Source organism: Burkholderiales bacterium, from assembly GCA_023511995.1.
GTDB lineage: Bacteria > Pseudomonadota > Gammaproteobacteria > Burkholderiales > Thiobacteraceae > Thiobacter.
This window is the reverse complement of the sequence record JAIMAL010000005.1, coordinates 48899-69205: the sequence shown is the minus strand read 5'-3', so window position 1 is coordinate 69205 and position 20307 is coordinate 48899. Positions and strand designations below refer to the sequence as shown.

Genomic DNA, 20307 nt, shown 5'->3' with positions numbered 1-20307 from the left:
GGCTATTCCTCGCGCGTCTTGTGGGGATATTCACACAGGTCCCGGATCAGGCATTGGGGACATTTGGGCTTGCGTGCCGTGCACACATAGCGCCCGTGAAGGATCAGCCAGTGATGGGCATCGTGTTTGAACTCGTCCGGTACGAATTTTAGCAGCTTGCGTTCCACTTCCAGCGGCGTTTTGCCCTTGGCCAGGCCCACCCGGTTGGCGACACGGAAAATGTGGGTATCGACGGCGATGGTGGGCTGACCGAAGACGGTGTTGAGCACCACATTGGCGGTCTTGCGGCCCACGCCTGGCAGTTTCTCCAGCTCCTCCCGCGAGGCGGGCACCTCGCCGCCGTAACGTTCCACCAGGATGCGGCAGGTGGCGATGATGTGCTTTGCCTTGCTGGGGTATAAGCCAATGCTACGGATGTAGGGAATGAGCCCTTCTTCGCCCAGGGCAAGGATGGCTTGCGGCGTGTTGGCATCCCTGAACAGCTTACGCGTGGCGAGGTTCACGCTCCTGTCGGTGGCCTGCGCCGAGAGGATGACGGCGATCAGCAGCTCGAAGGGGGTGCGGTATTCGAGCTCCGTCGTCGGGTTGGGGTTTTTGGCCCGGAAGCGCTCGAAGATTTCGCGGCGCTTCTGCGCGTTCATGCCGCTTGCAACGCCATCTGCGCCCGGGCTTCGCGGCGGGCATCGAGCCAGTTCTTGGTGGCGATCAAGAGGCCCAATCCCATGAAGGCACCGGGCGGCAGCACGGCCACCAGCAGTCCTGGATAATCCGCCGGCAGGAGGTGGACCACCCAGTCACGGGCGACCGGGCCGAATACCAGGTCCAGACCGGAGAAAAGCGTGCCCTTGCCCACGATCTCGCGCACGGCACCCAGCACGGTGAGAACCAGCGTCAGCCCCACGCCCATCATCAGCCCGTCGAAGAGGGAAGGCAGCAGAGGGTTCTTGGAAGCGAAGGCCTCGCAGCGGGCGAGCACGATGCAGTTGGTGGTGATGAGGGGAATGAAAATTCCCAGCACCAAATAGAGGGGATGGACGAAGGCATTCATCAGGAGCTGGATGGCGGTGACCAGGGCGGCGATGATGAGGATGAACACGGCGATGCGGATTTCCTTCGGCACCACGGCGCGGATCACGGAGACGCTGCCGTTGGCCACCACCATCACCAGGGTCGTGGCAAGTCCCAGGCTCAGGGCGTTGACCGTGGTGTTGCTAATGGCGAGCAGGGGACACAGGCCCAAAAGCTGGACCAGGCCGGTATTCTGTTTCCATAGGCCATTGCGGATGATTTCCTGATAGACGCTCATCGTCTGGGCTCCTTTGTGCTGCGCGCAGGCCGGTTGAAGAGAGCCGCGCCTTCCTTCTCGTAGAAGCTCAAGGTGCGCTGCACCGCTTTCACCACGGCGCGGGGCGTGATGGTGGCACCGGCCCGGTAAGGGAAGACACCACCATCCTTCTGCACCTTCCACTGCATGGGCGGGATCCCGGTGAGGGATGTGCCCTCGAAGACGCGGATCCAGTCGGAACGCGCGGCATCAATGTAATCGCCAAGGCCCGGCGTTTCATTATGCGTCACCACACGCACCCCGGCCACTTCGCCATTCACCTTCACCGCCACCAGGAGACGGATGCGGCCGCCGTAACCATCCGGCGCCACCGCCTCGAAGACGAGGGCGGAGGGCTCCCCCTTGAGCCGCGCCCGATAGACGAGGGATGGTTCGGTGGTGCCCAACTCCTCCGTGGGCGGCAGTTCGATGGCATCGGCCAGAAGGTCGTTGTCGAACCACTGTGGGGGCAGCGCCTGGGTGATGAGGGCAAGTTTTTCCCGCTCCTCGCTGGCGGCGATGGTGGCCCGGGTCAGGTGGAAGGTATAGGCAAGGATGCCGGAGCCCAGCACGGCGAAGGCGAAGAGCAGGAATCCGCTGCGCAGCGCATTGCCGAGGGCGGGATTCATGGGCGCTCCTGCTGCCTGCCATGGCCGATGACCCGCGGCTGGGTGTAGGTGTCGATGAGGGGAACGGCCATGTTCATGATGAGGACGGCGAAGGCCACGCCGTCCGGGTAGCCGCCGAAGGTGCGGATGAGATAGACCAAAAAGCCGATGGCGGCACCGAAAATGAGCTTGCCCCGGGGGGTGGTGGGGCCGGTGACGGGATCGGTGGCGATGAAGAAGGCCCCCAGCATGGCACCGCCGCTCGCCAGATGAAACCAGGGCGCCACATAACGGTCCGGATCAAAGACATGGAACCAGAGGGCGGCGGCGAACAGGGCCGCCAGCATCGCCAGCGGGACATGCCAGGTGATCACGCGCTGCTGCAAAAGAAAGAGGCCACCCGCCAGATAGGCGAGGGCCACCACTTCCCCACCCCGTCCCCCCAGGTGGCCATAGATGGGCGCCCGGGTGATTTCGTGCACGGTGTGTCCCAGCTTGAGCTGGGTTTTCAGGAAATCGAGGGGTGTGGCCATGGTGATGGCATCCACGGTCACCCCCGCCGGCAGCCGGCCGGTGAAGATGTAGCGCAGGGTTTCGGCAAGGGAGAGGTGGGCCTGGGCCAGCATGTCCACCGCCGGCCACTGGGTCATGTGGGCCGGAAAGGAAACGAGGAGAAGGGCATAGGCCGCCATGGCGGGATTGAACAGATTGTTGCCCAGCCCACCGTAGAGATGCTTGGCGACCACGATGGCAAAGAGCGTCCCGCCCACGATCAGCCACCAGGGCGCAAGCGCGGGCAGGGACAGGGCCAAAAGCCACGCGGTGACCAAGGCACTGCCATCCTTGAGGAAAGGGGCCACGGGATAGCGACGCAGGCGCAGCATGAAGGCTTCCGCAGCCAGTGCGGTCACGGAGGCGAGGACGAGGCTTATCACGATGGCCGGCCCGAAATAGACCACATAGGCGGCGATGCCCAGCCCCAGGGCGAGCAGCACCTTGCCCATGATGAGGCTCACGCTGACGGGCTGGGAGACATAGGTCATGCTTGATCCTCCCCGGATTTCTCCATGACCTCGCGCAGCTTCGCGCGGCGGGCTTCGATTTCCTGTATTTCCTGCAGCTTGTCGGGGGACAGCGCCTCCACGTTGCGGGGAACGACGCCGGCGCGCTTGGCCTTGGCGCGTTCAATTGCGGCCTGGATGGCGGCGCGCTTGGCGTCCGCGTCGGGGTTGGGCATGGCCGCGGTGGCCTTGGCGGCCGCGGCCTTCTGCGCGAGTTTCTCGGCGCGTTCCTTCTTCTCCCGCTCCAGGCGGAAGAGATGGAACTGATGTCTTTCCCGCGCCCGGTCGGCAGCCTTTTTCTCCCGCTCCCGCGCCCAGATCTCGCTCTTGGCAAAGCGGTAATAGTCCACCAGCGGGATGTGGGAGGGACACACATAGGCGCAGCAGCCGCATTCGATGCAGTCAAAAAGATTGTGCTCCTGCGCCTTGCCGAAATCCCGGGCGTGGGCGAACCAGTACAAATCCTGCGGCTGCAGGCGGACCGGGCAGACCTGGGCACAGCGGGTGCAGCGGATGCAGGGCAGGGGTGGCGGCGGTGGGGGAAAGAGGCGATCGCTTCTGGCGATGACGCAATTCATCGCCTTCACCACCGGCACCGCCGTGGAATGCAGGTCGAAGCCCATCATTGGCCCGCCCATGATGTAGCCTGTGGTGTCCTCCCGCGGCTCACCGGTGAGTTTGACCAGCTCGGCAAGCGGCGTGCCGATCAGGGCCTCGAAGTTCTGCGGCCGCCGCACGTTGCCGGTGACCGTGACCACGCGGGAGATCAGGGGTTCGCCGTGATGCACGGCACGCTCGAGGGCGTGTGCCGTGCCCACGTTGAAGATTTGCACGCCGACGTCCGTGGAGCGCCCGCCGCTGGGCACCTCGCGGCCGGTGAGCAACTGGGTGAGCTGCTTGCCGCTGCCGGAGGGGTAGAGGGTGGGCACCACCACCAGCTCGAAATCGGTATCGCGGCAGGCCTCCCCCATGGCGGCAATGGCTTCCGGTTTGTTGTCCTCGATGGCGACGATGACCTCGCGGGCGCCCAGCAGATGGCGCATGATGCGCGCGCCCTCGATGATGGAGGGGGCACGTTCCCGCATCAGGCGGTCATCACAGGTGATCCACGGCTCGCATTCGCAGCCGTTCAGCACGAGAATGGGGATGGCGGCATCGGGGGCCGGGTTGAGTTTCACGTAGGTGGGAAAAACTGCGCCGCCCAGGCCCGCCAGCCCCATGTCCCGCAGGCGGTTGCGCACCTCGCTTACGTCCAGGTTCAGATAGTCGATGGGGGAACGCTCCACCCAGCGTTCCTCGCCATCCGCCTCGATCACCACACACAATGCCGGCAGGCCGGAAGGATGGGGGACGGGGCGCGGCTCCACCGCCAGCACCTTGCCCGAGGTGGGAGCGTGCACACTCACCGAAATGTAGCCATCCGCCTTGCCGATGAGTTGCCCCTTGAGTACCTTCTCCCCGGCTTCTACCACCGGCTTGGCCGGGTTGCCGATGTGCTGCAGAAGCGGTACCACCAGAAGGCTGGGCAGCGGCGCGCTGCCGATGGGGCGGCTGTTGGATTCCAGCTTGTGCTCGGGCGGATGCACCCCGCCGGGGAAGGGGTGAAGGGTGCGCATGGCTCAGGCGGCCTTTAAGGGAATCACCGGGTATTTCCATTTCCAGGTGGTGATGTCCTCCTGTACCGGCACCATGCGGATGCAGTCCACCGGACAAGCGGGCACGCACAGCTCGCAGCCGGTGCATTCGGAGGCGATCACCGTATGCATCTGTTTGGCCGCGCCGACGATGGCATCCACCGGGCAGGCCTGGATGCAGAGGGTGCAGCCGATGCAGAGCTTCTCGTCGATGACGGCGACGGACTTGGGCTTGGCCACCCCATGGGCGGCGTTCAGGGGTTTGGGTTCCACCCCCAAAAGTTCGGCCAGCTTGCGCACACCCTCCTCCCCGCCCGGCGGACACTGGTTGATGTCCGCCTCACCCCGGGCGATGGCCTCGGCATAGGGACGGCAGCCGGGATAGCCGCATTGTCCGCACTGGGTCTGCGGCAGGATGGCATCGATTTTGTCCACCAGGGGGCTTGCCTCCACCTTGAAGCGGACGGCGGCAAAACCCAGCACGAGCCCCAGAAAGAGGCTAAGGCCCCCCATGACGACGAGTGCATTGATCATAGGCGAAGCAACTTGGCTGACCAAGCCGCCGGAAGGACCGGACCCGCGGTAGCCGGTGGGCGGGGCTTGGTCATTTCACCAGTCCGGAAAAGCCCATGAAGGCGAGGCTCATGAAGCCCGCCGTGACCATGGCGATGGCCGTGCCGCGAAAGGGAGCCGGCACGTCGGCGCCTTCCAGACGTTCCCGCATGGCGGCAAACACGATCAAGATCATGGAAAACCCCAGCGCCCCACCCAAGCCGAAGAAGAGAGACTCGACGAAATCGTGCCGCGCCTGCACATTGAGCAGGGGAATGCCCAGCACCGCGCAGTTGGTGGTGATGAGGGGCAGATAAATCCCCAACACCTGGTAGAGCAGGGGAAACATCTTGTGCAGAAACATTTCCGTGAATTGCACTACCGCCGCGATGACCACGATGAAGGAAAGGGTGCGCAGATAGAAGAGCTCGCTGCCCAGAAGATATTCGTTGATGAGGTAGCTTGCACCGGAGGCGAGGGTGAGCACGAAGGTGGTGGCAAGCCCCATGCCGATGGCGGGTTCCAGCTTCTTCGACACCCCCATGAAGGGGCACAGGCCGAGAATCTTGACCAGCACGATGTTGTTGACGAACACCGTGCTCACGAGAATGAGCAGATAGGTCTCCACGATGAGCCGGTCCGGCGGCAAATAAAACGACCAAATTATCCGCTTTGGGCGGAGGGGCTGCAACCCTGCGCCGCCGCGGGTTTTCCCTGCCCTATAGACCAGAGAGGGCCGTTTCCGGCTCGGTATAGGGCAAGCCCAAATCCTCTGCCACCGCCCGGTGGGTGACATGGCCCACGCAGAGCTGCAGGCCCGCGCGCAGATCGGCGCGGGTTTTGAGCGCGGTGAGGGGATCGGCAGCGAGGGCCAGGGTGTAGGGCAGGGTGGCGTTGGCGAGCGCCTGGGTGGAAGTGCGCGCGGTTGCGGCGGGCATGTTGGCCACACAGTAATGCACCACGCCGTCGTGGATGTAGGTGGGGTGACTGTGGGTGGTGGGCCGCGAGGTTTCCGCGCACCCTCCTTGGTCGATGGCCACGTCCACCAGCACGGCGCCGCGCTTCATCCGTCGCACCGTGTCATGGGTGATGAGCTTGGGGGCGCGTTTGCCAGGCAGGTACACGGAGCCCACCACGAGGTCGGCCTCGGTAGCCAGTTCGGCAATGGCGTGGGCTTCCGAATAACGGGTCTTCAGACGGGGACCGAGGATGTCGTCGAGATAGCGCAGGCGGGCGAGATTGACATCGAGCAGGGTCACGTCGGCCCCCAACCCCAGGGCCATCTTCGCCGCCTGCGTGCCCACCGTGCCGCCGCCGATGATCAAGACCCGCCCCGGTGCCACGCCCGGCACCCCGCCCAGGAGGACGCCATTGCCCCCTGCCGCGAAGTGCAGACAATTGGCCCCCACGTGGATGGCCATGCGGCCGGCGATTTCCGACATGGGAACCAGCAGGGGCAGGCCGCCCTGGCCGTCGCTGACGGTTTCATAGGCGATGGCGATGACTTTGCGTTGCAGGAGGGCCTGGGCGAGGGCCGGGGCGGCGGCGAGGTGCAGGTAACAGAACAGCACCTGCCCTTCCTTGAGCAGCGGGATCTCGGCGGGCTGCGGTTCCTTGACCTTCACCACCATGGGGCAGCGGTAAACCGCCTCCGCTGTGGCGACGATGCGGGCACCCGCGGCCTGATAGTCCGCGTCGCTGAAACCGATGTGGGCGCCGGCACCGCTTTCCACACAGACCTCGTGGCCTGCCGCCACCAGCATGTGCACGCCGGCGGGCGTGGCACCCACACGATATTCGAAATCCTTGATCTCCTTGGGGATGCCGATGCGCATGGGGTTCCTCGTCCGTTAGATTTCCACCTGCGTGCCCAGTTCGATCACGCGGTTGGTGGGGATGCGGAAGAAACTCATGGCGCTTTCCGCATTGCGGGCCATGTGGATGAACAACTGCTCCCGCCAGGGTGCCATGCCAGGCAGACCCGTGGCGATGATGGTCTCCCGGGAAAGGAAGAAGGAAGTCTGCATCATGTCGAAGGTGAGCCCTTTCTCCCCGCACAGGGCAAGGGCGGCGGGAATGTCCGGTTCATCCTTGAAGCCATAGTGCACCACTACGCGGTAGAAGTCATGACCCAGGTCCTCGATCTCGACCCGTTCAGCGGCGGGAACGAAGGGTCGGTTTTCCGTGATCACGGTGAGAAAGACCACCCGCTCGTGGAGCACCTTGTTGTGCGCCAGGTTGTGCAGCAGGGCATGGGGCACGCCGTCCTTGCTCGCGGTGAGGAAAACGGCGGTACCCGGCACCCGCACGGGCGGATGGGCCATAAGACCCTCGATGAAGGGTGTGAGCGCGATGGCCCCAGAGTTGAGGCGGGCGAGAAGGAGCTGGCGGCCCCGCTTCCAGGTGGACAGCAGGGTGAACACCACCACCCCCACCAGCAGGGGGAACCAGCCTCCCTCGACGATCTTGAGGGAGGTTGCCCCGAAGAAAGCCACATCCACGGTGAGGAAGGCGATGAGGCCGGCGATGGCGAGCCAACGGTTCCACCGCCACAGACCGATCACCACGACGAAGCCCAGCAAGGTGTCGATCAGCATGGTGCCGGTGACGGCGATGCCATAGGCGGCGGCCAGGTTGCTGGAGGAACCGAACATCAACACCAGGATGACGATGCCGCTCAGCATGGTCCAGTTGATGAAGGGGATGTAGATCTGGCCGATGGCGTGTTCCGAGGTGTGGACGATCTGCATGCGCGGCAGATAGCCGAGCTGGATGGCCTGGCGGGTGACGGAGAAGGCGCCGGAAATCACCGCCTGCGACGCGATGATGGTGGCGGCGGTGGCCAGCGCGATGAGGGGTGGCAGCGCCCATTCTGGTGCCTGCATGTAGAAGGGATTGCTCACCGCTTCCGGATGGCGGATGAGCAGGGCGCCCTGGCCGAAATAGTTGAGCAGCAGCGCCGGCAGGACGAAGCCGAACCAGGCCAGGCGAATGGGGGTGCGGCCGAAATGGCCCATGTCTGCGTAGAGGGCTTCGGCGCCGGTGACGGCCAGCACCACCGCACCGAGGGTGAGGAAGGCATAGCCCTGGTGCCGGGCGAAGAAATCCAGGGCGTGTAACGGATTCACCGCCGCCAGCACGGCCGGCTCCGCCCGGATGTTGACCACCCCCAGAAGCGCCAGGGTGAGAAACCAGAGCGCCATCACCGGGGCGAAGAAACGTCCCACATGCTGGGTGCCGTGACGCTGGATGGCGAACAAAATGATCAGCACCACAAGCGAGAGAGGCTCCACCAGCGGCCGCAGCGCGGGGGTGGCCACCTGCAGCCCCTCCACCGCGGAGAGCACCGAGATGGCCGGCGTGATCATGCCGTCGCCGTAAAAGAGGGAGGCACCAAAAATGCCCAGTACCGCGAGCAGCCAACCCAGGCGGGTGCCCGGGGACACGGCGCGTTGCACCACGGCGATCAAGGCCATGATGCCCCCTTCACCATTGTTGTCGGCGCGCATGATGAAGGCCACGTACTTGACCGAGACGACGATGGTGATCGCCCAGAACACCAGCGACAGGATGCCCAGCACATTGTCGGTGCTGGGCTCCAGGGGGTGGTGGCCGGCGAACACCTCCTTCATGGTGTAGAGGGGGCTGGTGCCAATGTCACCGAACACCACGCCGATGGCGCTGGCGGCAAGCCCCACTGTGCTTACGCCACGGGATGCATGACTCATGGGGGATTCCCGCCGGGACAAAGGGTTTCCAGGATCTCCCGGACAAGCGCCGGGCCGCGATAGATGAGGCCGGTGTAAATCTGCACGAGCTTCGCCCCCGCCTCGATTTTTTCCTGCGCATCCCTGCCGGTGAGAATGCCTCCCACGCCGATGATGGGCACGGCATCCCCAAGCCTTGCATGGAGAGCACGGATGACCGCGGTGGCCTTGTCCCGCAACGGCGCGCCGGACAGGCCCCCGGCCTCCTCGCTGTGCACCAGCCCGCTCACCCCTTCGCGGCTTGTGGTGGTGTTGGTGGCGATGACGCCGTCGATGCGATGGGCAATCAACCGATCGGCGATGACCGCGATCTGGTCCCCGTCGAGATCGGGGGCGATCTTGAGCACGAGGGGCACGTAACGGCCATGGCGGTCGGCAAGGCGCGCCTGTTCCCCCTTGAGGGCGGAGAGCAGTCCGTCGAGCGCCTTCTCTCCCTGCAGATCACGCAGGTTGCGGGTGTTGGGGGAGGAGACGTTCACCGTCACGTAACTGGCATACGCATAGACCTTGCGCAGACAGATGAGATAGTCCTCCACCGCCTGCGCCATGGGGGTGTCGAAGTTCTTGCCGATGTTGATGCCCAGCACGCCGCGATATTGCGCCCGTCTGACGTTCTCCACCAGGACATCGACACCGTGGTTGTTGAAGCCCATGCGGTTGATGAGGGCCTGTGCCTCGGGGAGGCGGAAAAGGCGCGGCCGGGGGTTGCCCGGCTGCGGTCGCGGAGTGACGGTGCCGATTTCGAGAAAACCGAAGCCCAGGGCCGCGAGTCCATCGATGGCCTCGCCATTCTTGTCGAGACCCGCCGCCAGTCCCAGGGGATTGGGGAAGGAGATGCCCATCACCGTGCGCGGTGTGCAGGGGACGCGGGGTGCCGCGAAGCGCAACAGGCCGCCCGCCCTGGCCAGCGCCTCGAGGGTAAGATCGTGGGCGGTTTCCGGGTCGAGGGCGAAAAGGAGGGGGCGGGCGAGGCAATAGAGCATGGAGGCACCCCGGGGGTGCCGCGATTTTAGTCCGATTGTGCCGCGACCACAAATGATTGACGCTGGGACCTTGCGGGACCTGCGCCTTTTCGCTATGGTGCGCGGCGGGGGAAACCATGAGCAAGCGCAATCCTTACGAATCCGAGGTGGATGTCCTCATTCGCAAACTGCGGGAGGACCCGAAGATCGAGGCCGAACGCAGCCGCAACTGGGCCTACTGGTGGCTACGCGACCGACGGCCGCGCGACGTGGCAACGACTAACCTGGAAGCGGAGCTGGTGCCGCCGGAGCGGGACATGGCCTATGCCGCGCGCCGCTCCGATGTGGTGGGCGGCGTGGATTGAGGCGCGCTGACGCCGACGGCGGGGTATTCCTCCGCCGTTGGCTCAGAACGGCAGCTTGAGATCGGGCGCGGCTTCCAGCAGGACGCGGCGGAAGTCGGCCTGAATACGCTTGAGGGCCGCCTCGTTGTCGGCCTCGAAGCGCAGCACGATCACCGGGGTGGTGTTGGAGGGACGCGCGAGGCCGAAGCCGTCTGCGTATTCCACCCGCAGGCCATCGAGGGTGATGATTTCCCTGGCCCCGGGAAAGCGGGCGGTGGTCTTGAGCTTTTCCATCAGGGCGTAGTGTTCCCCTTCGGCCATCCTGATCTGCAGCTCCGGCGTGTTCACCGTGTCCGGCAGGCGGGTCAGGGTGGCGCTCACGTCGGGCTGGCGTGACAGATATTCCAGCAGGCGGCAGCCCGCATACATGCCGTCGTCAAAGCCATACCAGCGATCCTTGAAGAAAATGTGGCCGCTCATCTCGCCGGCGAGCAGCGCGCCGGTTTCCTTCATCTTCGCCTTGATGAAGGAATGACCCGTCTTCCACAGGATGGGCTCGCCGCCGCGGGCGCGGATCCAGTCGAAGAGTTTCCGGGTGGATTTGACGTCGAAGATGATCTTCGCGCCGGGATTGCGCGACAGCACATCATCGGCGAAGAGCATGAGCTGGCGGTCAGGGAAGATGATCTGGCCCTCTTTGGTCACCACGCCCAGACGATCGCCGTCACCGTCGAAGGCCAGCCCAATCTCCGCATCGCCTTGCGCAAGCGCCTGGATCAGGTCCTCGAGGTTCTTGGGTTGCGAGGGATCGGGATGATGATGGGGGAAGCGGCCATCCACCTCGCAGTAGAGCTCCGTCACCTCGCAGCCCAGGCGGCGATAGAGCTTGGGGGCAAACGCGCCGGGCACCCCATTGCCGCAATCGATGACGATCTTCATCGGTCGCGCCAGCTTGACATCGGAGACGATGCGCTCGATGTAGCGGTCGCTGATGTCCTCCTGCCGCAGACTCCCCTGGCCGTGGCTGAGATCGTTGCGCTCCAGTCTCTCGCGCAGGGCCTGGATCGCCTCGCCGGCGAGGGTCTCGCCGCCCAGCACCATTTTGAGGCCGTTGTAATCCGGCGGGTTGTGGCTGCCGGTGACCATCACCGCCGAATGGGTGCCCAGTTCGAAGGCGGCGAAATAGGTCATGGGAGTGGCCACCATACCGATGTCGATGACATCGATGCCGGCCTTGAGAATCCCCCGCGCCAGGGCCTCCGCCAGGGTCGGGCCGGAGAGGCGGCCGTCGCGGCCGATGACGATGGCGCGCTGATGCCGGGCCCGGGCTTCCGAGCCGATGGCCTGGCCGATGGCCTCGACGATCTCGGGGGTGAAGGTCTGGCCGACGATGCCGCGGATGTCGTAGGCCTTGAAGATTTCCTTGGGATAATGGGGCATGATGACTCCGTCGCTGCTACACGGTTGAGAATAACGATTCGGGCGCAACCCTTATCGGCTTGTTCCCCTGCGCGGCAAAGAAATCCATCAGGCGCTGGGGCAGCCAGTCAAGGCGCCCGGGGAAAGGGCCGCTGACGAAACCCACGTGCCCGCCCGCGGCCGGGTATTCCAGCGTCACTGCGGCGCTCACCTCCTCCACCGTGGGCAGGGCGCTTGCCGGCAGGAAGGGATCGTTCCTCGCATTGAGCAGCAGGGTTGGCACGGCAATGGAATTCAGCCAGGGCTTGCTGCTGGCGCGCGTCCAGTAATCCATGGCATCGCGGAAGCCGTGCAGGGGGGCGGTGAACAAATCATCGAAGCGGTACAGGGTCGAGGCGCTGCGGATGGCGGCGGGACTCACCGGCAGCCGGTGGCGGGCGATTTTGTCCAGGGCCTTGGCCCTGAGGCTTGCCAGAAAATGACGCACATAGAGCTGGCGGTTCAAACCCCGGTCCAGCGTCCGGCCGGCGGCGACGAGGTCCACGGGGGCGGAGACCGCGGCTGCCGCATCGATCACCGACCGGCAGGCGGCACCCCCCTCCCCCAGCCATTTGAGGAGCGCATTGCCCCCCAGGGAAACCCCCACCGCGAAGAGGGCCCGGCGGGGAAATTCGGCGCGCAGCCGGCGCAGGATGAGATCGATTTCCGCGCTGTCTCCGGAATGGTAGGCGCGGGCCAGGCGGTTGGGCTCGCCGCTGCAGCCGCGGAAATGGGGGATGACTCCGGAGAAGCCGCGCCGGCGCACCGCCTGCATGAGCGCCCGCGCATAATGGCCGCGGGAGCTGCCTTCCAGTCCATGGAAGAGCACCAGAAGCGGCGCATCGAGGGGCCCGTCCACCCAATCCAGGTCGAGGAAATCACCGTCGGCCAGCACCCAGCGCTCGCGGCGATAGGGGATGGAGGGCACGCGCACCAAGAGCGCCGCATAGAGCGTCTGGAGATGCCCCCCGGCGAGCCACAGGGGCGCCCGATAGGTGGAATGCACAAGCCGGCCGGGCATCAGTGGAGGGCGTGGCCGCTTGTGGCCGTCGCCGCTCCCGGTGCCGGCGAGGCATGGTGCAGCACCATGCGCCAGCCCAGGGGCGTGCGTCGGTAGATGTTGGTGGCGGTCATGGGCGCCACGGGCCGGCCATCCGGCACCAGGATGTGCTCCATGACGATATGGATGGCGAGGTCATCGTGGCGGCTCACCTGCACCGCTTCCACGCCGAAGCGCATGGCCACCTCGGCGCCGAACAGTTCCCGCCATCCCTCCCGCACCGCGCGCACGCCGCGCAGGGGTCGGCCCATGGGATGCACGCACACGACGTCGTCGGCTTCATCCCATACGGCCATCATGGCGGCCAGATCGTTGGCTTCGAAGGCGCGGTAGAACGCCGTTTCCGCGTCGGCAGGGGTTTCGAAGCGGGAACTCATGGGGCCGTCTCCGTTGGGCTATAATGGATAGCCTTATCCTCTTTGTGCAAACCTGCCATGCGTGTCGCGCCTGAACTGCTCGAAAAATACAGCAAGCCCGGCCCCCGCTATACGTCGTATCCGACGGCTCCCTATTTTACGGAGGCGTTCGGGGAAAGGGAATGGCGGGAGGAGATGCGCCGCGCGCAGCATCACCGCGGCTTGTCCCTTTACGTGCACATTCCTTTCTGCGACACCCTCTGCTACTACTGCGGCTGCAACATGGTGGCGACCCATGATTACAGCAAGGCGACGCGCTACCTCGATTTCCTCAGCCGCGAAATCGATTCTTATGCCGACCTCATCGCAAAGGGGCGCAGGGTCGAACAGCTCCACTGGGGCGGCGGCACGCCGACCTATCTGCGACCGGATGACATCCGACGCCTCGCCGAGCATCTGCATCGCCGTTTCGTCTTTGCCGGGGAGGTGGAGGCGGGCTGCGAGGTGGATCCGCGGGAGCTTTCCCGGGAGCACGTGGCGGCACTGAAGGAAGCTGGCTTCAACCGCCTGAGTCTGGGCGTGCAGGACCTCGACCCGGTGGTGCAGCGTGCGGTGAACCGGGTGCAGCCCGAGTCACTGGTGCGGCAAGTCTTCGGCTGGATGCGGGAGGCGGGTTTTGCCAGCATCAACATGGACCTCATGGTGGGCCTGCCCCACCAGAGCGTGGCAAGCTTCGCCACCACCCTGGAAAAAATCATCGACATGGGGCCCGACCGGCTGGCGGTGTTTAGCTACGCCCACGTGCCGTGGCTGAAGAAGCACCAGAAGCTCATCCACGAGGCCGACCTGCCGGATTTTTCCACCCGCATCGCTCTGCAGCAGCTCATCCTGGAGCGCCTCACCGCGGCAGGCTACGTCTATATCGGCATGGATCACTTCGCGCGGCCCCATGACGAGCTGGTCAAGGCGCAGGCGCAAGGCACCCTGCACCGCAATTTCCAGGGCTACACCACGCACAAGGACTGCGACATCTACGCCTTCGGTGTCTCGGCCATCAGCCAGACCGAAGACGTTTATGTGCAGAACTGCAAGCGGCTTTCGGACTATGAGGCGCGCATTGCGGCGGGGCGCCTTGCCACGGAACGGGGTGTCCGGGTGAGCCGCGACGACAAAATCCGCCGCGATGCCATTCTCGCCCTGATGTGCGATCTTTACCTCGACCGGCAGGCCCTGGCGGCGAAATGGGGCATCGATTTCGACGCCTATTTTGCCGACGCCCTCGATGAGCTTGCCGGGCTGGCGGCGGACGGGCTGGTGGTGATCACCCCGGAACGCATCGCGGTCACCGACCTGGGGCGCATCTTCCTGCGCAATATCGCCATGTGCTTCGATGCCTACCTCAAGCGTGATCGGGACCAGCCCCGCTATTCACGCACGGTGTGAACGGGTCTTCCCGGCCGGGCGGCCGGTCATCGGCCTTTGAGGAAAGCGGTTGGGGATTCAGGGGTGGCCGCCCTGCGCCTGCTGCGTATCGCCGTCATCGGCGCGCAGGGGCTCGGGGCGGTGCAGATGGAAGCCCTGGCCGTAATCGACGCCGATCTCCCGCAGCGCGATGAGGGTGGCTTCATCCTCCACGAACTCGGCGACACAGCTTAGACCCAGGCTGCGGGCGATCTGGGCGATGGCAACCACGATGGCGCGGTCATGGCCATCGCTCAGCATGTTGCGCACGAAGCCGCCATCGATCTTCAGATAGTCCACGGGCAGGTTTTTCAGATAGCCGAAGGAGGACAGTCCGCTGCCGAAATCGTCGAGGGCGAATTGACAGCCGAGGGCCTTGAGTTCCGCCATGAAGCGATGGGCCTGGCCGATGTGCTGGATGGCCGCGGTCTCCGTGATCTCGAAGGCCAGGCGGCGGGGATCGATGCCGCTTTGACGGATGCTCTCCCTGACGAAATCGAGGAAGGCTGGCTGGCCGAGGGATTGGCCCGAGAGGTTGATGGCGTAGGAGGCATAGCGGTCTGGCGGCAGCCGCGCGATGAGGGCCAGGGCATGCTGGATCACCCAGCGGTCGATGTCCGGCATCTGGCGGAAGCGCTCGGCGGCGGGGATCAGTCTGCCGGGCAGCACCAGCGTGCCATCCGGCTCCACCATGCGCACCAGCAGTTCGCAGCGGCGGGGAAGTCCGGCATCCTCTCGTAGCGGCAGGATGCGCTGGTGATGCAGGACGAAGCGGTTTTCCCGGAGTGCCGGCGGAATGCGCGCCGACCATTGCATTTCCATCTGCCGCCGCGCCTGTTCCACATCGTTTTCGCGGAACACGTAGATTTCGCTGCGTCCCTTGTCCTTGGCGATGTAGCAGGCTACATCGGCGGCGGTGAGCACCTCCGCCAGCGTGCCGGTATCGGGACCGAGGGCAACCACACCGATGCTGACACCCACCTGAAAGGTGTAGCCGTCGCTGCGGAAGCGGTAATCGCGAATGGCATCCCGCAGAAGGCCGGCCAGCGCCTGGGCCTGTTCCAGGTCCACATCGTGCAGCAGCAGGCCGAATTCATCGCCACCGAGGCGGCCCAGCAGATCCTTCTCCCGGATTTTGCTGCCGAGCAGATGGGTGAGCTCGATGAGCAGCCGGTCGCCGGCGGCATGGCCGCAGGTGTCGTTGACCACCTTGAACTGGTCCAGGTCCATGTAGCAGAAGGCATGGCTGCGACCTTCCTGTTGCGCTTCCGCCAGGGCCCGTTCCAGGGCCTGCTCGAAGGCGCGGCGGTTGATTAGCCCGGTGAGCAGGTCATGGGTGGCCTGATATTCCAACTGCCGGGTCGCCTCCCGCGCCGCGGTCACGTCGCGCACGGCCAGCAGCGCGCCGATCAGCCTGCCGCCTTCGTCGTAGAGGGGCGAGACGGTCTCCTCCACGGAATGCCGGGTTCCGTCGCTGCGCCGCAATTGGGCGCGCGGTGTGCCCGGGATCACCGTGTCCTGGGCGAGGCACTGACGCACCGGGTTGGAAAGGCGCACGCCGGTTTCCTCGTCCACCACCTCGTAGATTGCCTCCACGGGCTTGTTCCGGGCTTCGGCCAGGGTGTGACCGGTGAGGGATTCGGCGACCGGGTTCATGTAGGTGACGCGGCCTTCGGCGTCGGTGATGATCACGCCATCGGCAATGGCGTGCAGGGTGACCTCCGCCCGCTGTTTTTCCAGGAACAGGGCCTGCTCCGACCGGCGCAGGGCTTCGATGCGGTCGCGCACGGCCGCCGACATGCGGTTGAAGTTTTCGGCCAGTTCCCGGATTTCGTCCCGGCCCCGCGCCGGGATGTGGATTGCGTAATCGCCGGCGGCCACCCGGCGGGTGGCGTTGAGCAGGGAGCGGATGTGACGGGTCAGCAGGAAACCTGCGGCGCCCAGGAGGAGAAAGGAAAGGAACACCTCGGTGCCGGCGATCCAGGCACTCTGGCGCAGGAGCTTGTCCCGGGAACGGGCCAGGGAGGCGAGGGACAGACCGAAGCGCACACTGCCCACCTGCACACTGCCCACGGTGAGGGGCGAATAGGCATCATAGGTGAGATCGAGGAGGCTGCCGGCGACATCGCGGTCCAGCGGCGGCATGGCTGCAGGATCCACTGCGCCTTCCAGCGCATAGACCTGCCCCCGGTTGTCGTAGACCACGATGTAGGCGAGATCGGCGCGGGGGCTGTTCACCAGTTGCTGCAGGATTTCCCGGATGGACGCATGGTCCCGTTCGAAGAGGCGGGCGGAAAGGGCCGCGTTGAGGAGTGGGGTCAAGGATTCCAGCCGGGCCTGGGTCTGTTCCTGCAGCGTCTCATTCAACAGACGGAAACTGTTGGCCAAAAGCAGCCCCAGCATGAGCACCTCCACGACCAGACTGACCAGAACCAGCTTGGTGCGCAGGGAGCGCCAGAAGGGAACAGGGGGAAGGTCCGGCATCGTCTCGTTTACGGTTTGTTTGCCAACGCCGCTTCCACGACCGGGACGAAGGGGTCGATGGCTTTCATGCTTTGATCGTCAATGGGCCGGAAGCCCTTGAGTCCCGTCTGCTCGAAATAAGCCCGGCCTTCCGGTGTCTGGGGGAAGCGCAACAGTGCGGCGCGGATTTTCTCCCGCAAGGCCGGCTCAAGGTGCGGATGGGCATGGAGTGTGAAGCCGGGGGTGCCCGGCGTGCGGTCCAGCTCCCGCAGTTGCGCTTTCAGCGCCGGCTCGGCGTTGATCCAGAGCAGGATGCCGGTGGCCGAGGCATCCGCTTCCCCGCGCGCGGGGGCGTAAAGGGCGTTATTGTGGGTGCCGGTCTCCACGATGGTGACGTCGCGGCCCGGGACGAGCCCGTGCTGGCGCAGGTGTTCGACGGCCATCTGATAGATGAGGGAAACGGGCTGGGCGATCATCACCGTGCGGCCCTTGAGGTCGGCAAGCTCACGGATGGGCGACTCCCGCTGCACCAGGAAGACCGCCTGCACTTCGTGTCCCGTCATCACGAGCCGCTGAAAGCCGGCGCGCTTTTCCGCCAACCGCCCAATGTGGGGCGCGCTCAAGATGAGGTCGTATTCCCCCGCCAGGGTGCGTCTGGCATAGGTGAGGAAATCCGGCGCGGTGACAAGCTCGACGGGACGCTTGAGCTCGGCTTCGAGATAACGCTTGAGGGGGGTGTGGAATTCCACCAGCTGGACGCGGGAGACGTAGGGAAAAAGGGCCAGGGTGAGCGAGTTGGCGGCAGGGGCCGCGGGGCTTGCCAGCAGCAGAACGATGCCGAATGCGCGCAAAAGGAAACGCACCATGATTCCCTCCCCGGTTGGTCCGACAATCCCAACCTAGGAAGCCCGAGCCGGCGAGTCAAGAATTCCCCTTAAGCGCGGGAGGGGCAAGGAGGGCGGCGAGGGTGTTGCGCACGGCTTCCGGGGTGAGTTTTTCCAGGCAGTCGAGGTGGCCCAGGGGGCAGACCCGCTTGAAACAGGGGCTGCAGGGCAGGGCAAGGCTCAGGATGCGCGCTTGGTCCGAGAGGGGGGGTGTGAAAGCGGGACTCGAGGAGCCATAGAGGGCAACCAGCGGGGTTTGCACGGCGGCGGCCACATGCATGAGGCCGGAATCGTTGGTGACGACGGCACGGGCGCTCGCCAGAAGATCGATGGCCTCCTCAAGGCCCGTCCTTCCGCACAGATTGCGGGCCGGGCTTTCCGCGGCGATGGCTTCCCCCAGGGGGCGATCCCGCTGCGAGCCCAAAAGCCACACGGTGTGGCCCGCTTCGGCCAGCAGGCGGGCGAGATGGGCGAAATGGTGCGCCGGCCAGCGCTTCGCCGGCCCGTATTCCGCCCCGGGGCAGAAGGCGATGGGGGCGGGGTCGCCGGCAAGGCCCAGGCGGGCCAGGGTGGCGGTGCGCTGGGATTCTTCCACCCGCAGCCGGGGGGGCGGCAGGGGCCGGGAAAGGGGAGCGTCCTTTTCCTCCGCAAGCCAGGCGAAACGCTCCACCATGAGGGGCAGCGCCGCCTCGTCGAGGTGCCGCACATCGTTGAGGAGCCCATAGCGGAACTCGCCCACATAGCCCGTGCGGCGCCGGATGCCGGCAAAGAAGGGCAGCAGCGCCGATTTCAGGGAGTTGGGCAGCACGATCGCCCAGTCGAAGCGGCCCGCCAGCGCCCGGGCAAGCCGCCAGCGGCGGCCGAGCGCCAGTTCCCCATGGGCAAAGGGGTTATGGATGACTTCGTCCACCTCCGGCATGCGTGTCGCCAGCGGCGCCACCCAGGCGGCGGCGAAGACGGCGAGCTGCGCGCTGGGGAAGCGCGCCTTGAGCCGGGCGAAGAGGGGTTGCGCCATCACGGTGTCTCCCACCCAGGAGGGGGCGATGACCAGGATGCGCACCATGTTTAGGCCGCCCTCCCGCCCGAAATGCGGCCTCTCCCCAAAGGCACGGGGCCATGGCCGGCTGGGCTTGAGGCAGGGGACCTCACTCGTGGGGGCAGGCGCGGCCGCGCAGCCGATACTGGGTGCCGCAGTAGGGACAGAGGGCTTCCCCCGTTTCCTCGATGGGCAGGAAGACCCGCGGGTGGGCGCTCCACAGGGGCATGTCGGGGGTGGGGCAATAGAGGGGCAGATCGTCTTCCGTGATTTCGCGGAAGCGCGTAGGCTGGGTGTCGGCCATGGTTTGCGCCTCAGACGTAGGTGAGCCAATCCTGGTGCTGGGGATGGCGGCCGGTGACGCACTCGAAGAACAGCGTCTGCAGGCGGGTGGTGACGGGGCCGCGGCGTCCCTCGCCGATGACGCGGCCATCCAGCTCGCGGATGGGGGTCACTTCCGCCGCCGTGCCGGTGAAGAAGGCTTCATCGGCGCTATAGACCTCGTCGCGGGTGATGCGCTTTTCGATCACCGGCACGCCGATTTCCTGCGCCAGGGTGATGATGGTGTCGCGGGTGATGCCCTCCAGGGCGGAGGTGAGATCGGGGGTGTAGAGTTTGCCGTTACGCACGATGAAGATGTTCTCCCCCGAGCCTTCGGCGACGAAGCCGTCCACGTCGAGGAGCAGGGCCTCGTCATAGCCATCCTGTTCCGCCTCCTTGTGCGCCAGGATGGAGTTCATGTAATTGCCGTTGGCCTTCGCCTTGCACATGGTCACGTTGACGTGATGCCGGGAAAAGGACGAGGTCTTCACCCGGATGCCCTTCTCCAGGGCTTCCTGGCCCAGGTAGGCCCCCCATTTCCAGGCGGCGACGATGACGTGGACGGAAAGGTTCTTCGCCGAAATGCCCATGGCTTCCGAACCGTAGAAGGCCATGGGGCGGATGTAGGCGGAATCGAGGCCGTTTTCCCGCACCGCAGCAAGCTGGGCCTGGGAGAGGGTTTCCTTGTCGAAGGGCAGTTTCATGCCCAGGATGTGGGCGGAGCGGAACAGGCGGTCGGTATGTTCCCTGAGACGGAAGATGGCCGTGCCTTTTTCGGTCTTGTAGGCGCGCACGCCTTCGAACACCCCCATGCCGTAGTGCAGGGTGTGGGTGAGGACGTGGGTGGTGGCCTGCCGCCACGGCACCATCCTGCCGTCGTACCAGATGAGTCCGTCCCGGTCCGCCATGGACATGTCGCTTTGCTCCCCGATTCGTTGCAAAAGTGCTCATTTTAGCGTGAAACGAGGCGACGCGTTTCGCCCGCCCGCCTGAATCATGGGGGGCGGCAGGCTGCG

At 65.3% G+C, this 20307-nt stretch carries 20 protein-coding genes; 2 read left to right on the top strand and 18 right to left on the bottom strand.

The genetic code is table 11. From position 1 onward, the window contains the following. Positions 1-2: 2 nt before the first annotated feature. The 10 genes from nth to K6T56_03920 all read right to left on the bottom strand — a co-directional run bounded on the left by nth (position 3) and on the right by K6T56_03920 (position 9929). Positions 3-641, bottom strand: coding sequence for an endonuclease III (nth, locus tag K6T56_03965; GenBank protein ID MCL6555502.1), 639 nt, complete (start codon positions 639-641; stop codon positions 3-5). Further along, positions 638-1306 carry an electron transport complex subunit E gene (locus K6T56_03960; GenBank protein MCL6555501.1) on the bottom strand — a complete coding sequence of 223 codons (669 nt, stop codon included), beginning with the start codon at positions 1304-1306 and terminating at the stop codon, positions 638-640. Before K6T56_03960 ends, nth begins: the two co-directional genes overlap by 4 nt. Beyond that, entirely contained in the window at positions 1303-1953 is a 651-nt protein-coding gene (gene rsxG / locus K6T56_03955; GenBank protein ID MCL6555500.1) for an electron transport complex subunit RsxG, read from the bottom strand. The genes K6T56_03960 and rsxG overlap by 4 nt, the downstream gene beginning before the upstream one ends. Further along, positions 1950-2975: an electron transport complex subunit RsxD gene (gene rsxD, locus K6T56_03950; protein MCL6555499.1), complete on the bottom strand. Its 1026-nt coding sequence runs from the start codon at positions 2973-2975 to the stop codon at positions 1950-1952. Before rsxD ends, rsxG begins: the two co-directional genes overlap by 4 nt. Next, positions 2972-4609 carry an electron transport complex subunit RsxC gene (rsxC, locus tag K6T56_03945; GenBank protein ID MCL6555498.1) on the bottom strand — a complete coding sequence of 546 codons (1638 nt, stop codon included), beginning with the start codon at positions 4607-4609 and terminating at the stop codon, positions 2972-2974. The genes rsxD and rsxC overlap by 4 nt, the downstream gene beginning before the upstream one ends. Before the next feature lie 3 nt (positions 4610-4612). After that, positions 4613-5161 carry an electron transport complex subunit RsxB gene (gene rsxB, locus K6T56_03940; protein ID MCL6555497.1) on the bottom strand — a complete coding sequence of 183 codons (549 nt, stop codon included), beginning with the start codon at positions 5159-5161 and terminating at the stop codon, positions 4613-4615. A 70-nt stretch (positions 5162-5231) separates the two neighbouring features. Beyond that, positions 5232-5975, bottom strand: a complete 744-nt coding sequence (gene rsxA / locus K6T56_03935) for an electron transport complex subunit RsxA (GenBank protein ID MCL6555496.1) — start codon at positions 5973-5975, stop codon at positions 5232-5234. Continuing rightward, entirely contained in the window at positions 5899-7014 is a 1116-nt protein-coding gene (gene ald / locus K6T56_03930) for an alanine dehydrogenase (GenBank protein ID MCL6555495.1), read from the bottom strand. The genes rsxA and ald overlap by 77 nt, the downstream gene beginning before the upstream one ends. Before the next feature lie 15 nt (positions 7015-7029). Next, positions 7030-8907 (bottom strand): potassium transporter Kup, encoded by a 1878-nt coding sequence (locus K6T56_03925; protein MCL6555494.1) that lies wholly within the window; start codon positions 8905-8907, stop codon positions 7030-7032. Beyond that, positions 8904-9929 carry a quinone-dependent dihydroorotate dehydrogenase gene (locus tag K6T56_03920; protein MCL6555493.1) on the bottom strand — a complete coding sequence of 342 codons (1026 nt, stop codon included), beginning with the start codon at positions 9927-9929 and terminating at the stop codon, positions 8904-8906. The genes K6T56_03925 and K6T56_03920 overlap by 4 nt, the downstream gene beginning before the upstream one ends. Positions 9930-10045: 116 nt before the next feature. Between K6T56_03920 and K6T56_03915 the strand changes: the two genes are divergently transcribed. Beyond that, the gene (locus K6T56_03915) at positions 10046-10273 is read left to right on the top strand and encodes a hypothetical protein (protein MCL6555492.1); all 228 of its coding nucleotides are present in this window, start codon (positions 10046-10048) and stop codon (positions 10271-10273) included. 42 nt (positions 10274-10315) lie between these two features. On the opposite strand, the gene K6T56_03910 is transcribed toward K6T56_03915, so the two are convergent. The 3 genes from K6T56_03910 to K6T56_03900 are packed head-to-tail and all read right to left on the bottom strand — an operon-like array spanning position 10316 to position 13147. After that, a complete protein-coding gene (locus K6T56_03910; GenBank protein ID MCL6555491.1) occupies positions 10316-11692 on the bottom strand; it encodes a phosphomannomutase/phosphoglucomutase in 1377 nt (458 codons plus the stop codon). Positions 11693-11708: 16 nt separating this feature from the next. Continuing rightward, positions 11709-12731 carry a hydrolase gene (locus tag K6T56_03905; protein MCL6555490.1) on the bottom strand — a complete coding sequence of 341 codons (1023 nt, stop codon included), beginning with the start codon at positions 12729-12731 and terminating at the stop codon, positions 11709-11711. Next, entirely contained in the window at positions 12731-13147 is a 417-nt protein-coding gene (locus K6T56_03900; protein ID MCL6555489.1) for a nuclear transport factor 2 family protein, read from the bottom strand. Before K6T56_03900 ends, K6T56_03905 begins: the two co-directional genes overlap by 1 nt. A 57-nt stretch (positions 13148-13204) precedes the next feature. On the opposite strand from K6T56_03900, the gene hemN reads away from it, so the two are divergent. After that, the gene (gene hemN / locus K6T56_03895) at positions 13205-14569 is read left to right on the top strand and encodes an oxygen-independent coproporphyrinogen III oxidase (protein MCL6555488.1); all 1365 of its coding nucleotides are present in this window, start codon (positions 13205-13207) and stop codon (positions 14567-14569) included. A 57-nt stretch (positions 14570-14626) separates the two neighbouring features. On the opposite strand, the gene K6T56_03890 is transcribed toward hemN, so the two are convergent. From K6T56_03890 to K6T56_03870, 5 genes are all read right to left on the bottom strand, one after another. Beyond that, the gene (locus tag K6T56_03890; protein ID MCL6555487.1) at positions 14627-17071 is read right to left on the bottom strand and encodes an EAL domain-containing protein; all 2445 of its coding nucleotides are present in this window, start codon (positions 17069-17071) and stop codon (positions 14627-14629) included. An 8-nt stretch (positions 17072-17079) separates the two neighbouring features. Continuing rightward, positions 17080-17916, bottom strand: a complete 837-nt coding sequence (locus tag K6T56_03885; GenBank protein ID MCL6555486.1) for a phosphate/phosphite/phosphonate ABC transporter substrate-binding protein — start codon at positions 17914-17916, stop codon at positions 17080-17082. Between the two features lie 55 nt (positions 17917-17971). Next, positions 17972-18997, bottom strand: a complete 1026-nt coding sequence (gene waaF, locus K6T56_03880; protein ID MCL6555485.1) for a lipopolysaccharide heptosyltransferase II — start codon at positions 18995-18997, stop codon at positions 17972-17974. A gap of 82 nt (positions 18998-19079) precedes the next feature. After that, on the bottom strand, positions 19080-19274 hold the full coding sequence (locus tag K6T56_03875; GenBank protein MCL6555484.1) for a zinc-finger domain-containing protein: 195 nt from the start codon (positions 19272-19274) through the stop codon (positions 19080-19082). Between the two features lie 10 nt (positions 19275-19284). Continuing rightward, the gene (locus K6T56_03870) at positions 19285-20205 is read right to left on the bottom strand and encodes a branched-chain amino acid transaminase (GenBank protein MCL6555483.1); all 921 of its coding nucleotides are present in this window, start codon (positions 20203-20205) and stop codon (positions 19285-19287) included. Between the last annotated feature and the right edge of the window lie 102 nt (positions 20206-20307).

What these genes read in the sequence shown, in the direction of transcription:
- rsxD (MCL6555499.1), bottom strand. Translation starts at nt 2,975, where the DNA reads ATGACCTATGTCTCCCAGCCCGTCAGCGTGAGCCTCATCATGGGCAAG.
- K6T56_03910 (MCL6555491.1), bottom strand. Translation starts at nt 11,692, where the DNA reads ATGCCCCATTATCCCAAGGAAATCTTCAAGGCCTACGACATCCGCGGC.
- rsxB (MCL6555497.1), bottom strand. Translation starts at nt 5,161, where the DNA reads ATGATCAATGCACTCGTCGTCATGGGGGGCCTTAGCCTCTTTCTGGGG.
- waaF (MCL6555485.1), bottom strand. Translation starts at nt 18,997, where the DNA reads ATGGTGCGCATCCTGGTCATCGCCCCCTCCTGGGTGGGAGACACCGTG.
- K6T56_03900 (MCL6555489.1), bottom strand. Translation starts at nt 13,147, where the DNA reads ATGAGTTCCCGCTTCGAAACCCCTGCCGACGCGGAAACGGCGTTCTAC.
- rsxC (MCL6555498.1), bottom strand. Translation starts at nt 4,609, where the DNA reads ATGCGCACCCTTCACCCCTTCCCCGGCGGGGTGCATCCGCCCGAGCAC.
- K6T56_03915 (MCL6555492.1), top strand. Translation starts at nt 10,046, where the DNA reads ATGAGCAAGCGCAATCCTTACGAATCCGAGGTGGATGTCCTCATTCGC.
- K6T56_03960 (MCL6555501.1), bottom strand. Translation starts at nt 1,306, where the DNA reads ATGAGCGTCTATCAGGAAATCATCCGCAATGGCCTATGGAAACAGAAT.
- K6T56_03870 (MCL6555483.1), bottom strand. Translation starts at nt 20,205, where the DNA reads ATGTCCATGGCGGACCGGGACGGACTCATCTGGTACGACGGCAGGATG.
- K6T56_03925 (MCL6555494.1), bottom strand. Translation starts at nt 8,907, where the DNA reads ATGAGTCATGCATCCCGTGGCGTAAGCACAGTGGGGCTTGCCGCCAGC.
- rsxA (MCL6555496.1), bottom strand. Translation starts at nt 5,975, where the DNA reads ATGTCACCCACCGGGCGGTGGCAGAGGATTTGGGCTTGCCCTATACCG.
- K6T56_03905 (MCL6555490.1), bottom strand. Translation starts at nt 12,731, where the DNA reads ATGCCCGGCCGGCTTGTGCATTCCACCTATCGGGCGCCCCTGTGGCTC.
- K6T56_03875 (MCL6555484.1), bottom strand. Translation starts at nt 19,274, where the DNA reads ATGGCCGACACCCAGCCTACGCGCTTCCGCGAAATCACGGAAGACGAT.
- hemN (MCL6555488.1), top strand. Translation starts at nt 13,205, where the DNA reads ATGCGTGTCGCGCCTGAACTGCTCGAAAAATACAGCAAGCCCGGCCCC.
- K6T56_03920 (MCL6555493.1), bottom strand. Translation starts at nt 9,929, where the DNA reads ATGCTCTATTGCCTCGCCCGCCCCCTCCTTTTCGCCCTCGACCCGGAA.
- K6T56_03885 (MCL6555486.1), bottom strand. Translation starts at nt 17,916, where the DNA reads ATGGTGCGTTTCCTTTTGCGCGCATTCGGCATCGTTCTGCTGCTGGCA.
- nth (MCL6555502.1), bottom strand. Translation starts at nt 641, where the DNA reads ATGAACGCGCAGAAGCGCCGCGAAATCTTCGAGCGCTTCCGGGCCAAA.
- ald (MCL6555495.1), bottom strand. Translation starts at nt 7,014, where the DNA reads ATGCGCATCGGCATCCCCAAGGAGATCAAGGATTTCGAATATCGTGTG.
- K6T56_03890 (MCL6555487.1), bottom strand. Translation starts at nt 17,071, where the DNA reads ATGCCGGACCTTCCCCCTGTTCCCTTCTGGCGCTCCCTGCGCACCAAG.
- rsxG (MCL6555500.1), bottom strand. Translation starts at nt 1,953, where the DNA reads ATGAATCCCGCCCTCGGCAATGCGCTGCGCAGCGGATTCCTGCTCTTC.